We start from the raw sequence: 12,996 nt of genomic DNA on the forward strand, positions 1-12,996 counted from the left end.
CTAGCCCGAACAGTTGAACGAGCGCTCGCTCGAACTTCACAAGCGTGGGCAGCCACGAGGCAGCTCTCTCCTGCCCCTCAGTCTACCTAACGCTTATGTCTCTTTGGATTGGTCTGGATGTGGCCAAGGACACCTTGGCCGTTCACGTGCTTCCCCTGAACCAGTTGCTGTCCTTTCCCAATACCGCCCAGGGCCACCAGCGCCTGTGTGACCAGCTTGCCGGGCAGTGCGTCGGCAACGTGCTGCTGGAGGCCACCGGCGGCTACGAACGAGCGGTCATGAACGCCCTGGCCACGGCAGGCCTCCCGGTGACCCGGATCAATCCGCGCCGCGCGCGCGCGTTTGCCACGGCCTTGGGCACCATTGCCAAGACCGATCCGCTGGATGCGGCCTTGCTCGCGCGCATGGCCCAGCTGGTGCAAGCGCCCGCGCCGCCTCCTGATCCCTTGCGCGAGCAACTGCGCATGCTGGTCCAGCGCCGCGAACAACTGGTCCAGCAGCGCGACGACGAGCGCCGTCGGTTGCATCAGGCGACCCTGGCCGTGGTGCGTGAGTGTCTGATCCAACAGATCGGCGACTTGCGTCGCCGTCTCCAGCGGATGAACCAGGCGATCAAGCAGGTGCAGCACCAGCTCGACGATGCACTGGCGCGCTCGCTGAGCGCGGTCCCTGGCATCGGCGAGGTCACCACGGCCAGCCTGATCGCCTACCTGCCCGAGTTGGGCACCCTGGACCGCCGCCAGATCGCGGCTCTGGTCGGCGTGGCGCCCTACAACGTGGACAGCGGCAAGCACCGTGGCAAACGCCGCATCCGCGGCGGGCGGGCCCCGATCCGACGGGTGCTCTACATGGCCTGTTGGAGCGTCGTGCGCACCCAAGCCTCCTTCAAGGAGCGCTATCACCAGCTACGGGCACGCGGCAAGCCCGCCAAGGTGGCCATCACCGCGTGCATGCGCGTGCTGCTGATCCGCCTCAACGCCATGGCGCGTGATCGCACACCATGGCAAGAGGCAACCGGGTGAGAAGACAGTTGCTCCTACAACATGCGCGCCGTGCTCTTGTAGGAGCGGCTTCAGCCGCGACAGAAAAAAGGAACACGCCATCGCCACGCGCAGCGTGCAGCTTCAGGAATGGAGTTATTAGAGGTGCCCCGAAGTCGCTCCCAAAATACCCACGCCACCCGCCAACCGCCAACACTTGAGCGCATGCCCCAGCAATGCGCTTCCCACGACGAAGCGCGGCAGGTGGAACGCTGCTGTCGTGTGTCGTGTGTCGTGTGCCGCAGCGCGGAGCCACTACGCCCGCGGCAGAAGCTTCAGCCTTCGTCGCGCTCCTGCCGCGGCGGGAAGCGCAGCACCACGCCGCGCGTCGGCGGCGCCGGCTGCCACAGCACCGGCACCTGCGCGGGCGGCGGTGGCTCCAGTTCCTGGTCCAGCGGCGCCAGCGTTTCCTCGTCTTCGTCTTCCCAGCTGTAGCGCTTGCGCGGCGGCAGCGGGTCGCGGTGGCGCAGCAGCAGGGCCGCGACCGCGCCGCCCAGCGCGCCGCCCAGGTGCGACTGCCAGGACACGCCGGCCTCGTGCGGCAGCACCGTCACCAGCATGCCGCCGTAGAACAGGAACGCGATCATGCTGGCGGCGATCGCGGCGCGGTCGCGGCGCAGCAGTCCCAGCACGAACACCAGAAACAGCAGGCCGTGGGTGACGCCGCTGGCGCCCAGATGGTGGCTGCCGGGTTCGCCGAGCAGCCACGCGCCCAGGCCCGAGCCCAGCCACATCAGTGGAAGCGCGGCCAGGGTGGCGCGCGGGTACACGCTGCCAGCCAGGGTGCCCAGGATCAACAGCGCGCCGGCGTTGGCGGCCAGGTGTTCCAGCGACCCGTGCAGCAAGGGCGCGGTCAGCAGCCCGAGCAGGCCGCTGGCCTGCTGCGGCCCCACCGACCACGGTCGCCAGTCGAACAGGCCCTGGCTGGCGAACACCGCCACCAGCACGGCGACCAGGGCGAGGCTGGCGTTGAAGGCGCGCAGGATCCGTGCCCGGTCGAAGCGGTCCTGCGCCTGCGCATCGTCGGCAGGCGGGGACGGGGAGAGCGGAGAAGTGTCCATGCTTCCTGGATGGCGGCGCCCATCGCCCAAGGCAAGGCGCCGCCGGTGGGAGGGACTGGCCGCGGCCGCGGGACAATCCCGCGGCCGCGGCGCGCCTCAGTGCGCCGGCTTGGCCGGGCGCAGCAGGCTCAGCACCACCGTCGCGCCGATCACCACCGCCACCGCCAGCAGCGAGACCAGCACCGGGATCTTGTACAGGTCGATGATCAGCATCTTGGTGCCGATGAACACCAGCACGATCGCCAGCCCGTACGGCAGCAGGTGGAAGCGGTCGGCCATGCCCGCCAGCAGGAAGAACATCGCGCGCAGGCCCAGCACCGCGAACACGTTGGAGGTCAGCACCAGGAACGGATCGGTGGTGATCGCGAAGATCGCCGGGATGCTGTCCACCGCGAAGATCACGTCGGTGATGGCGATCAGCATCAGCACCGCGAACAGCGGGGTGAACCAGCGCTTGCCTTCCCGGGTCACGCTCAGCGCGTTGCCGTGGTACTGCGGGGTCAGGCGCAGGTGCTTGCGCATGAAGCGCAGCACCGGATTGGCCTCCAGGTCCGGCTCCTTGCCCGCCGAGAACCACATCTTGATGCCGGTCAGCAGCAGGAACGCGCCGAACACGTACAGCAGCCAGTGGAACTTGGTCAGCAGCACCGAGCCGGCGAAGATCATGACCGCGCGCAGCACGATCGCGCCGAGCACGCCGATCACCAGCACGCGCTGGCGCTGCTCCTCCGGCACCGCGAAGTAGCTCATGATCATCAGGAACACGAAGATGTTGTCGACCGCCAGCGACTTCTCCACCAGGTAGCCGGTCAGGAACTCCAGCCCGTACTGATTGCCGGTGGCCACGTCGATGGTCTCGCGCAGGTACCACCACAGCCCGGCGTTGAACGCCAGCGCCAGGGCGATCCAGCCCACGCTCCACCACAGCGCTTCCTTGAAGGTGACCTTGTGCGGACCGCCGTGGCGCATCAGCACCAGATCCGCCAGCAGCGCCGCGATCACCACGATCGCGAAACCGCTCCACAACCACACGTTGCCTATCGTTTGCATGGGGAATTCCCGTCAGTGAAGGTTGAACCTCGGGCCGCGGCGGCGAGGGTCCTGGACGGAAACGATGGGGTTCGTTCCAGGGAATGCCTTCGCCACTGCGGCGAAGGTCTCGCTCGCAGCCGATGCTCTGGCTGCCGTTGCACCGGAGCCTGCTGGCTCGAATTGACGGCGACAACGTTGGGAGCTACTCCCCTTCTGCGCCCATTCTTGCGGCTGGCGGCGGTGGCGTCAATCGGGGCGGATACAATGGCGTTCATGAATACTCCCCTGCCCGTAGTCCGCCTCAAGAACGCCTGGCGCTCCAGCCATCCATGGATCTTCCAGAAACTGGTCGAAAAACCTGCCGCCAAGCCCAAGCCGGGCAGCCTCGTCGACGTGGTCGGGGTGGACGGGGAGTGGATCGGCCGCGGTTTCTACAATGGCCATTCGCGCATCGCCGTGCGCATCCTCGAGACCGATCCCGAGATCGCGGTCGACGAAACCTGGTTCGCGCGCAAGATCGCCGAGGCGGTGTCGCTGCGCCGTGACGTGCTCAAGCTGGACGCGGTGTCCGACGCCTGGCGCGTGGTGCATGCCGAAGGCGATGGCCTGTCCGGGCTGGTCGTGGACCGCTATGGCGATCTGCTGGTGGTGGAGTTCTTCAGTGCCGGCATGTTCCGCTACCGCGAGTGGATCTACGCCGCGCTGCGCGCCCAGTTCCCCGGCGCGCGCTTCTACAGCTTCGCCGAGGAGCACGTGCAGAAGCAGGAGAGCTTCGACTACCGCCCGGTGTCCAGCAGCGGCGAGCGTCCGGAGCCAGCGATCATCAGCGAATACGGCGTGCGTTTCCGCGCCGATCCGGCCGGCGCGCACAAGACCGGCTTCTTCGCCGACCAGCGCGAGAACCGCCAGTGGCTGAGCCAGCAGGTGGAAGGCAAGCGCGTGCTCGACCTGTGCTGCAACACCGGCGGCTTCGCCGTCTACGCCAAGGTGCGCGGTGCCGAGGAGGTGGTCGGCGTGGACATCGACGAGGACGTGATCGAGATCGCCAAGGGCAACGCCAAGCTCAACGACGTGCGGCTCAAGTTCGTGCAGGCCGACATCTTCCCCTACCTGCGCGATGCAGCGGTGCGCGGCGACCGCTACGACGTGGTGATCCTGGACCCGGCCAAGATGACACGCGACCGCGATCAGGTGATCCCGGCGCTGAAGAAGTACCTGGACATGAACAAGCTGGCGCTGGGCGTGGTCGCCCCGGGCGGCCTGTTCGCCACCTTCTCCTGCACCGGCCTGGTCGCCGAGCACGAGTTCCTGGACATGCTGCGCCGCGCCGCGTATTTCTCCGGCCGCACCATCCAGATCCTGAAGGTGGCCGGCGCCGGCGCCGACCACCCGTTCATGGCCCACGTGCAGGAATCGCGCTATCTGAAGGCGGTGTTCTGCCGCGTACTGAACTGACTGGGCGCAGTTTTCGGGTTCGACCGGCCGTTGTCGCCGATTGGCGGCAACGATCGCTTCGCCGCGATCGCCGGCTGGAAGATGGGGCCAGCGCACAGGTGGCGTTGACCTTCGCCGGCGGTGATCCGTTGCGCGCCGGATGATGCGGCGCTCAAGGACCGGCTGCTGCCGCGGCCGCTACTGCCGGGCTGAGGCGCGCGCTGTCGCGCGCCAGCACGGCCGCCTCCTTGCCCAGAACGGCCGTGCGCTTCGGCAGGACCGCGTTGCCACGATGCTGCAGCGGCATTCCTTGCTCGTGGTCGCAGAACTAAAGCGTCGCTCCGCACCCGCCACCCACGCCTATGTGGACGCACATCGCCGCTGCCTGGTGCCGCGGCCGACGACGTTGCATGACGCTCCGGGCGCCACGGTGGCCACTGTCGTGCAGCGCCGCCGAGTCGGACATCGTCGCTGCGCTGCATGCATGCGACACGTCGCGCCATCGCCCGCCGGACACCACGCCGGTTGCGCAGCGTTCTTCACTGATAACGCTTACATCGTGGTCTGCATCCCAGCCGATGTACGCACAACTTAGCTTTGTTGCGGCGCACGGTGACAAACGTTGCCACACGGGATTAGGTTTGCGCCGTCGGGTGATAGCGCTATCACTCTCGGCCCTGCGCCGGGAGCTGCGGTTGTCGCCTCTCGTTTGCCGCGGCGGCAGCGCCGCATCGATTTCGATTCTGGTTTGAGTATCGGCATTCGCTGTAGCGGACGGCTTGGCCGGCGTCCGGGTTGGAAACGGGCATGCGATGGCGCCCGGCGCCCTTCGGGGGAAGGCGCGATCCATCCATCGTCGAGACGTAGGGGATCACATGCAGGCATGCAGCGATGCGTGTCACGTACCAGGGACCGCTTCGACGTCGGCATTGGCCGCGTCGTACGCCGCGGACGGCGATGTCCGTCCGACTCCAGCACCGAGGACATTCTGATGCGTCAGCAGTTGAAGAAGTTCCGCTCCAAGGCCATGTTCACCTTCGTCGGCGGGGTGCTGGTGATCAATCCGGCGTTCGCCCAGCAGGCGCCGCAGACCCAGGCGCAGACCCAGACCAGCCAGCAGTCCTCGGCCGACGCCACCACCCTGGACACGGTCAGCGTCACCGGCATCCGCAACAGCCTCAACCAGTCGATGGGGATCAAGCGCGACAACGCCGGCGTGGTCGATGCGATCAGCGCCGAAGACATCGGCAAGTTTCCCGACACCAACCTGGCCGAGTCGCTGCAGCGCATCACCGGCATCTCGATCGAGCGCCGCGACGGCGAAGGCGCGCAGGTCACCGCGCGCGGTTTCGGCCCGCAGTTCAATGCGGTCACCCTCAACGGCCGGGTGATCCCCGGCGCCGACGCGTTCGGCGCGCCGGGTGCGGTACCGATCGGCGGCGTCGACGGCGGCACCCGCGCGTTCAACTTCGCGCAGCTGGCCTCCGAGGCGATCACCGGCCTGGAGGTGTACAAGACCAGCCGCGCCAACGCGCCCAGCGGCGGCATCGGCGCCACCATCAACATCCTCACCGACCGCCCGTTCAATCACAAAGGCCTGGTGGCCAGCGGCGGCGTCAAGGCCGCGTACGACGACTCGCAGCCGTTCGACAACAAGGTCACGCCGGAAGTGTCCGGCATCTTCAGCTACACCAACCCGGACAAGACCTGGGGCATCGGCCTGAGCGGCAGCTACCAGAAGCGCCGCGGCGGTTCGGTGCAGGCGACCGAGAACGCCTGGAACATCCAGCGCTGGACCGGCACCGATCCGGCGCTGCGCCCGGACGCCAACGTGCAGAACGCGCCGGCGATCGGCCAGCTGTACGGCATGCCCAACGACCTGCGCTACGCCTTCGCCGATTTCGAACGCGAGCGGCTCAACGGCCAGGCGGTGGTGCAGTTCGCGCCGACCGACAGCCTGACCCTGACCCTGGACTACACCTATTCGAGCAACGAGATCCGCGAGGACCGCGGCGAGCAGGGCATCTGGCTGCAGCGCGCCAACAGCTTCACCGACCTGGTGTTCGACACCGGGCAGGCGGTGGCCACGCCGGTGTACCTGCGCGACGTGCCCAACGGCGCCAAGGACTTCGGCATGGAGCAGCAGCGCAACATGCAGAAGTACAAGCTCGGCTCGCTCGGCTTCAATGCCGACTGGCAGGCCACCGATCGCCTGCGCCTGACCTTCGATGCGCACGACTCCAAGACCCAGAGCCTGCCCAACGATCCGCTCACCGGCGGCAGCGCCACCTACTTCAGCTTCGCCGGCACCAACAACTGCACCGGCGGCACCCAGTGCGGCGGCCAGTGGGCGCAGGAACTGTTCTTCAACAACAGCCTGCCGATCGGCGCGCGCACCTGGTATCCGACCGCGGCCGATTCCATCGCCGGGACCAACGGCCTGCTCAACCAGGACTTCAGCCCGGCCGAACTCGGCTCGCAGGTCCTGCGCATCTATTACCAGAGCCAGGTCACGGAGGTGAAGGAAGGGCGCGTCGACGGCCAGTTCGACTTCGACAATGGGCGCTTCCAGTTCGGCGTGGACAGCGCCAAGACCACCATGCACCGGCGCACCAGCGACACCTATTCGACGCTGGGCGACTGGGGTGTGGCCAATGCCGGCAACGAGCCGGGCATGCAGGCGCTGCTGCAGCCGGTCGGCATCACCGGCATGTTCAACGACTTCAACGCCTCCGGTGCGGCGCCGCATGCCTGGCGCGGCAACGCCGACCAGCTTGCGCAGTGGGCCGGCGACACCTACGGCGCGACCACGCGCTACAACCCGCTGTTCAGCGCCGACAACCAGGTCGAGGAAAAGACCCGCGCCGCGTACATGCAGCTGGAATTCGATGGCACGCTCGGCAGCATGACCACCAACACCCGCATCGGCGTGCGCTACGAGAAGACCGACGTGGTTTCCACCTCGCAGGTCGCGACCCCGACCGCGCTGGAGTGGCAGGCCAACAACGACTTCCAGTTGCTGCGTTCCGACGAAGTGCAGCCGTTCAGCGAGAAGCACAGCTACAGCTACGTGCTGCCGAACCTGGATTTCAGCATCAACCTCACCGACGAACTGAAGGCCCGCGCCTCGTTCGGGCAGAGCATCGCGCGCGCGCCGTACAGCAACCTGCTTGCCGGACCGACGCCGGGCACGCCGAGCGGCTCGATCCTGATCAATCCCTCCACGCGCGCATCCGGCAGTGCCCAGAATCCGAGTCTGGATCCGCTGGAATCCAACAACCTGGACCTGGCGCTGGAGTGGTACTTCGCCGATGCCAGTTACGTGTCGGTGACGTTCTGGGACAAGCGCGTATCCAACTTCATCGGCACCAGCGTCACCCGCGAAAACCTCTACGGCCTGCGCGATCCCACCTCCGGGCCGGACGCGCAGGCGGCGCTGGCGTTCCTGCAGAGCGGCGCCTGCGCCGCGCAGGTCGCCGCCGCCGGCAACGACGTGGCGGCGGCCTGCTCGGCCAACGACACCTCGCTGTTCTCGGCGGTGGCGATGCTGCGCAACGCCGCGGCCACCGGCGGACTGGGCGCGTACAACGGCAGTTCGGCGCAGAGCCTGGCGCTGGAGAACGCCTACGACCTGGTCGGCGAGGCGGACGATCCGCTGTACGAATTCGATGTGTCGCGCCCGGTCAACCAGAACAAGGCCAAGATCCACGGCTGGGAGCTGGGCGGGCAGTACTTCTTCGGCGACACCGGGTTCGGCATCTATGCCAACTACACCATCGTCAAGGGCGACGTCGGCTTCGACAACACCGTGCTGGACCGCGACCAGTTCGCGCTGCTCGGCCTCAGCGACACCGCCAACGCGATGCTGATGTATGAGAAGTACGGCTGGAGCGCGCGCCTGGCCTGGAACTGGCGCGACGAGTACCTGATCGCGGCCAACCAGGACGGGTCCAACCGCAACCCGTACTACGTCGAGCCGTACCAGCAGCTGGACCTGAGCGTGAGCTATGCGATCACCGACAACCTGTCGATCGGCTTCGAGGCGATCAACATCACCAGCGAGGACGTGCGCTGGCACGGGCGCTCGAAGAAGCAGGTGATCAAGGTGCTGGACCAGAGCCCGCGCTACACGTTGGGCGTGCGCTACAACTTCTGAGCCCGGCGGGCCGCGCGCGGCGATGGCCGCGTGCGGCAGCGGTCACCGCGCCGCAGCGCGTCTTGCGGCCGCGGCGCTTTGCTGCAATGGTCGCGTGGCAACCACCCAGTTCCGCCACCGATCCGCTGGAGTCCAGATGGCCCGATACGAATTGCTCAACAACGTGGCCCACCAGGACCTGCGCGTGATCCTGCGGTTCGGCCCGGAGTTCGGCGACGCCGCCGGCGTGGTACAGGCGTTCCCGACCGAATACGCCGAGTTGCAGCGCGAATATCCGATCCTGTTGCGCAAGGACCCGGGCGGACGCTTCGAGTCGGTCGCGCTGCTGGGCTTCGAGCAGCAGGAAAACCTGTTCCTGCAGGGCGCGCACTGGAATGCGGCGTACCTGCCCGGCATCGTCGCCAAGGGTCCGTTCCTGATCGGATTCCAGGAGCAGCACGAGGACGGCGTGCTGCGCCGCGAACCGGTGATCCACGTCGATCTGGACCACCCGCGGGTCAGCTTCAGCGAAGGCGAGCGGGTGTTCCTGCCGCAGGGCGGGCACAGCCCCTACCTGGAGCACATCATCACCGTGCTGCGCGGCATCCGCGACGGCGTGGAGGGCAGCGAGGCCATGTTCGCCGCCTTCGATGCGCTGGGCCTGATCCAGCCGCTGCGCATCGACGTGCAGCTCGGGCACGCGCACAACGTGCATCTGGCCGGGCTGTACGGGATCGACCGCGAACGGCTGGCCGCGCTCGATGCGCCGTCGCTGCATGGGCTGCACCGCGCCGGCTATCTGGAAGGCGCCTATCTGCTGCTGGCGTCGCTGCACAACATGCGCCGGCTGATGGCCGAGAAGCAGCGCCGCCTGCAGCAGGTGGGCGTGGACGCGGTCGCCTCCGGGCAGGCCGCCTGAACGGGGTGGACGCGTTGGCGGCGATTGCCGAGCGCAACGATTGCCGGGGCGGCACCTTGCCGCTGGCCGACCTGCTCGCCGCCGGCGAACCGGTGGTGCTGCGTGGCGTGGCGCGCGACTGGACACTGGTGCAGGCTGGCCTGCGCGGCACGCGCGAGGCGATGGACCTGTTGCGCGGGCACAGCAACGGCCGCCCGCTGCAGTACTCCTACGGCGCGCCGGAGATCGCCGGCCGGCCGTTCTACAACGACGACTTCACCGCGCTGAACTTCGACGTGCGGCGCAGCGACCTGCACGGCCTGCTGGAGGCGATCGCCGCGCATCTGGACGATCCGCGGCCGCCGGCCTACTACCTGGCCTCGCTGCCGGTGGACGACAGCCTGCCGGGCTTCCGCGACGGCAACGATGTGGACTTCGCCGCGCACGGCGTGCAGGTGCGGCCGAGCATCTGGATCGGCAACCGCACCACCGCGTCCTGCCACTACGATGCGCCGAACAACCTGGCCTGCTGCGCGGTCGGCCGGCGCCGTTTCACCGTGTTCCCGCCGGAGCAGATCGGCAATCTCTATCCCGGCCCGCTGGAGCCGACCCCGGGCGGACAGGCGATCAGCGTGGTGGATTTCGCCGCGCCGGACTTCGCCCGCTATCCGCGCTTCGGCGAGGCGCTGGCGCATGGCCGCAGCGCGGTGCTGGAACCGGGCGACGCGCTGTTCCTGCCCAGCCTGTGGTGGCATCACGTGGAAGGGCTGGAGCCGTTCAACGTGCTGGTCAACTACTGGTGGAGCAGCGCGCCGGCCCATCTGCCGGCGCCGATGCAGGCGCTGTATCACGCGCTGTGGGCGATTCGCGACCGGCCCGAGGCGGAGAAGGCGGCGTGGCGGGAGATCTTCGACTACTACGTGTTCGGCCCGGCCGCGCGCGCCGGCGCGCATCTGCCGGCGCCGGCGCGGCACCTGCTCGGGCCGATCGACGACACCCAGGCGCGGCAGCTGCGCGCGATGCTGCTGGCCAAGCTCAACCGCTGAGCACGGACCCTCAAGGCCGCGCGCCGCCGCGCGCCACCCATCCATCACCGCAGGAGAGACGACGCAATGGCCCAGATACGCAAGGTGGTGATCGCAGGCGGCGGCACGGCAGGCTGGATCGCCGGTTGCGCGCTGGCGCACCAGTTCCGCGACCTGCTGGACATCACCCTGATCGAATCCGAGCAGATCGGCACGGTCGGCGTCGGCGAATCCACGGTGCCGCCGATCCGCAGCTTCCATCGCTTCCTTCAGATCGACGAGCAGGAGTTCCTGCGTGCCGTGGCCGGCACCTTCAAGCTCTCCATCTCCTTCGAGAACTGGCCACGCCACGGCGAGCGCTACATCCACCCGTTCGGCATCACCGGGCAAAGCACCCTGGTCTGCGCGTTCCACCATTTCTGGCTGGAGGCGCAGCGGCGCGGGATGGTTTCCGAGCTGGGCGACTACTGCCTGGAAACGGTGGCCTCGCGCGTGGACCGCTTCGCGCCGCAGCAGTCGCCGCCGGTCAACTACGCCTACCACCTGGACGCCGGGCTGTACGCGCGCCTGCTGCGCGGCCACGCCGAGCGCCACGGCCTCAAGCGCGTGGAGGGCAAGATCCAGCAGGTGCGGCAGCACGCCGAGAGCGGCTTCGTCGAGGCGCTGCTGCTGGAAGACGGCACGCTGATCGAAGGCGACCTGTTCATCGACTGCACCGGTTTCCGCGGCCTGCTGATCGAGCAGACCCTGCACACCGGCTACGAAGACTGGAAGCAGTGGCTGCCCTGCGATCGCGCGGTGGCGGTGCAGACCGAGGCGGTGGCGGCGCCGGTACCGTACACCCGTGCGATCGCCCATGCCGCCGGCTGGCGCTGGCATATCCCGTTGCAGCACCGCGTCGGCTGCGGGCTGGTGTTTTCCAGCGCGCACCTGTCCGACGACGAAGCGCGCGCCAAGCTGCTGCACGACGCCGCCGCGCCGCCGATCAAGGACCCGTGGCTGGTGCCGTTCCGCACCGGCCGGCGGTGCAAGGCCTGGAACAAGAACGTGGTGTCGTTGGGCCTGGCCAGCGGCTTCATCGAACCGCTGGAATCCACCAGCATCCACCTGACCATCGCCGCGGTGATGCGGCTGATCACCCTGTTCCCGACCGATGGCATCGCGCCGTCGATGGCGGAGATCTACAACGCCGTCAGCCGCGCCGAGATGGAGCACGTGCGCGATTTCATCATCCTGCACTACCACGCCAACCAGCGCGATGAACCGATGTGGCGGGCCTGCCGCGAGATGACGTTGCCCGATTCGCTGCAGCAGCGGCTACAGGCCTGGCGCGAGCGCGCGCATGCCTGGCAGGGCGCCGACGAACTGTTCCGGGTGGATTCGTGGATCCACGTGCTGCTCGGCCAGGGCATCGTGCCGGCGCAGCACCACCTGCTGGCGCGCGCGCTGCCGGATCAGCAACTGCAGCAGTTGCTCGACACGATCCGCCAGCCCATCGACCGCGCGGTGGCGCAGATGCCGTCGCAACAGGATTTCATCGCGCGCTATTGCCAGGCCGGGCCGGAGGTATGGGCAGGGCGGACGCCGGTTGCGGCGTCGGTATCGGCATGACGCGCAATGGTGTGGAGACCGGCGCGCAGGCCGCGGCGCTTGCGCCAGGCTGCGCGGGACCGATCGGTAGCCCCGTAAGCGTTGCCTGATCTTTCCGCGGTGCACTCGCGCCGTGCCCGCGGACTGGTTCGCGCGACCGGGGCGCTACCCTTCGGCGTGCGCGGCCGGCATAGCGTCCCGAGCGCCTGTCCACGCACTGTTCTCCGCAGCGACGATCCCCGGGAGGCTGCCGTGCACACGCCAACGACAAACGCCTGCCCGGATCCGGCAGCGCCGTCGCGCTACCCGTCCGGCTATCCGCCGACCGGCGGGCGCGCGCGATTCTTCATCGGCGTCAGGTGGCTCGGCCCGGACCTGTCGTTCTTCGGGCGACTCGGCGCCCAGCAGCAAGCGCGCAGCGCCGCGTCGCTGGATCTGTGGGGCGGCGGAGCGCGGCAGCAGGCGGCGCGCGTGACCGGCGCGATCCTGGCGCGCCGCCTGCGCTGGCCCGGCCCCTGTTTTCTGCCCGACGACGCGTTCGCCGTCGTCTGCGACGGACCGCGCTTCGGCGTGCTGGACATCGACTACGACGTCGAAGACGCGATCGGCGAAATCCAGGAGCAGCTCGGGATCGCGATGCCGGCCTGCTTCTGGGAGGGGACCGCGACGCAGACCCTGGGCGAGGTGGTCGACGCGCTGCTGGCGGCGGGGGCGTGCGCTGGCGAAGCCTGCACGCCGCAGGCGTCGGGCTGAGCGGCATCAGGCGCAACGGCCGGGACCG

10 protein-coding genes are annotated in these 12,996 nt (G+C 68.4%); 7 read left to right on the forward strand and 3 right to left on the reverse strand.

Translation table 11 applies throughout. From position 1 onward, the window contains the following. Nucleotides 1-119 precede the first annotated feature (119 nt). Nucleotides 120-1,022 (forward strand): IS110 family transposase, encoded by a 903-nt coding sequence (locus AB3X08_RS00595; RefSeq protein ID WP_369935484.1) that lies wholly within the window; start codon nucleotides 120-122, stop codon nucleotides 1,020-1,022. 293 nt (nucleotides 1,023-1,315) lie between these two features. On the opposite strand, the gene AB3X08_RS00600 is transcribed toward AB3X08_RS00595, so the two are convergent. Then, nucleotides 1,316-2,101, reverse strand: coding sequence for a rhomboid family intramembrane serine protease (locus AB3X08_RS00600; RefSeq protein ID WP_369935485.1), 786 nt, complete (start codon nucleotides 2,099-2,101; stop codon nucleotides 1,316-1,318). A 96-nt stretch (nucleotides 2,102-2,197) separates the two neighbouring features. Next, on the reverse strand, nucleotides 2,198-3,151 hold the full coding sequence (locus AB3X08_RS00605; protein ID WP_369935487.1) for a TerC family protein: 954 nt from the start codon (nucleotides 3,149-3,151) through the stop codon (nucleotides 2,198-2,200). A 255-nt stretch (nucleotides 3,152-3,406) separates the two neighbouring features. Between AB3X08_RS00605 and AB3X08_RS00610 the strand changes: the two genes are divergently transcribed. Next, on the forward strand, nucleotides 3,407-4,588 hold the full coding sequence (locus tag AB3X08_RS00610; protein ID WP_369935488.1) for a class I SAM-dependent rRNA methyltransferase: 1,182 nt from the start codon (nucleotides 3,407-3,409) through the stop codon (nucleotides 4,586-4,588). Nucleotides 4,589-4,739: 151 nt separating this feature from the next. Here AB3X08_RS00610 and AB3X08_RS00615 read toward each other — a convergent pair whose 3' ends face one another. Next, entirely contained in the window at nucleotides 4,740-4,874 is a 135-nt protein-coding gene (locus tag AB3X08_RS00615; RefSeq protein WP_369935489.1) for a hypothetical protein, read from the reverse strand. 684 nt (nucleotides 4,875-5,558) lie between these two features. On the opposite strand from AB3X08_RS00615, the gene AB3X08_RS00620 reads away from it, so the two are divergent. From AB3X08_RS00620 to AB3X08_RS00640, 5 genes are all read left to right on the forward strand, one after another. After that, nucleotides 5,559-8,723, forward strand: coding sequence for a TonB-dependent receptor (locus AB3X08_RS00620; RefSeq protein WP_369935491.1), 3,165 nt, complete (start codon nucleotides 5,559-5,561; stop codon nucleotides 8,721-8,723). 136 nt (nucleotides 8,724-8,859) lie between these two features. Further along, a complete protein-coding gene (locus tag AB3X08_RS00625) occupies nucleotides 8,860-9,621 on the forward strand; it encodes a SapC family protein (RefSeq protein WP_369935492.1) in 762 nt (253 codons plus the stop codon). Between the two features lie 5 nt (nucleotides 9,622-9,626). After that, on the forward strand, nucleotides 9,627-10,646 hold the full coding sequence (locus AB3X08_RS00630; protein ID WP_369935494.1) for a cupin-like domain-containing protein: 1,020 nt from the start codon (nucleotides 9,627-9,629) through the stop codon (nucleotides 10,644-10,646). A gap of 66 nt (nucleotides 10,647-10,712) precedes the next feature. After that, nucleotides 10,713-12,236: a tryptophan halogenase family protein gene (locus tag AB3X08_RS00635; RefSeq protein WP_369935496.1), complete on the forward strand. Its 1,524-nt coding sequence runs from the start codon at nucleotides 10,713-10,715 to the stop codon at nucleotides 12,234-12,236. A gap of 81 nt (nucleotides 12,237-12,317) precedes the next feature. Then, entirely contained in the window at nucleotides 12,318-12,968 is a 651-nt protein-coding gene (locus tag AB3X08_RS00640) for a hypothetical protein (protein ID WP_369935498.1), read from the forward strand. The last annotated feature ends 28 nt before the right edge of the window (nucleotides 12,969-12,996 follow it).

The sequence above is a fragment of the Xanthomonas sp. DAR 34887 genome (assembly GCF_041245805.1).
GTDB lineage: Bacteria > Pseudomonadota > Gammaproteobacteria > Xanthomonadales > Xanthomonadaceae > Xanthomonas_A > Xanthomonas_A tesorieronis.

Bases quoted from the DNA above. Each gene is read 5' to 3' on its own strand.
- AB3X08_RS00600 (WP_369935485.1), bottom strand. From the start codon at position 2,101: ATGGACACTTCTCCGCTCTCCCCGTCCCCGCCTGCCGACGATGCGCAG.
- AB3X08_RS00605 (WP_369935487.1), bottom strand. From the start codon at position 3,151: ATGCAAACGATAGGCAACGTGTGGTTGTGGAGCGGTTTCGCGATCGTG.
- AB3X08_RS00620 (WP_369935491.1), top strand. From the start codon at position 5,559: ATGCGTCAGCAGTTGAAGAAGTTCCGCTCCAAGGCCATGTTCACCTTC.
- AB3X08_RS00615 (WP_369935489.1), bottom strand. From the start codon at position 4,874: ATGCCGCTGCAGCATCGTGGCAACGCGGTCCTGCCGAAGCGCACGGCC.
- AB3X08_RS00635 (WP_369935496.1), top strand. From the start codon at position 10,713: ATGGCCCAGATACGCAAGGTGGTGATCGCAGGCGGCGGCACGGCAGGC.
- AB3X08_RS00625 (WP_369935492.1), top strand. From the start codon at position 8,860: ATGGCCCGATACGAATTGCTCAACAACGTGGCCCACCAGGACCTGCGC.
- AB3X08_RS00610 (WP_369935488.1), top strand. From the start codon at position 3,407: ATGAATACTCCCCTGCCCGTAGTCCGCCTCAAGAACGCCTGGCGCTCC.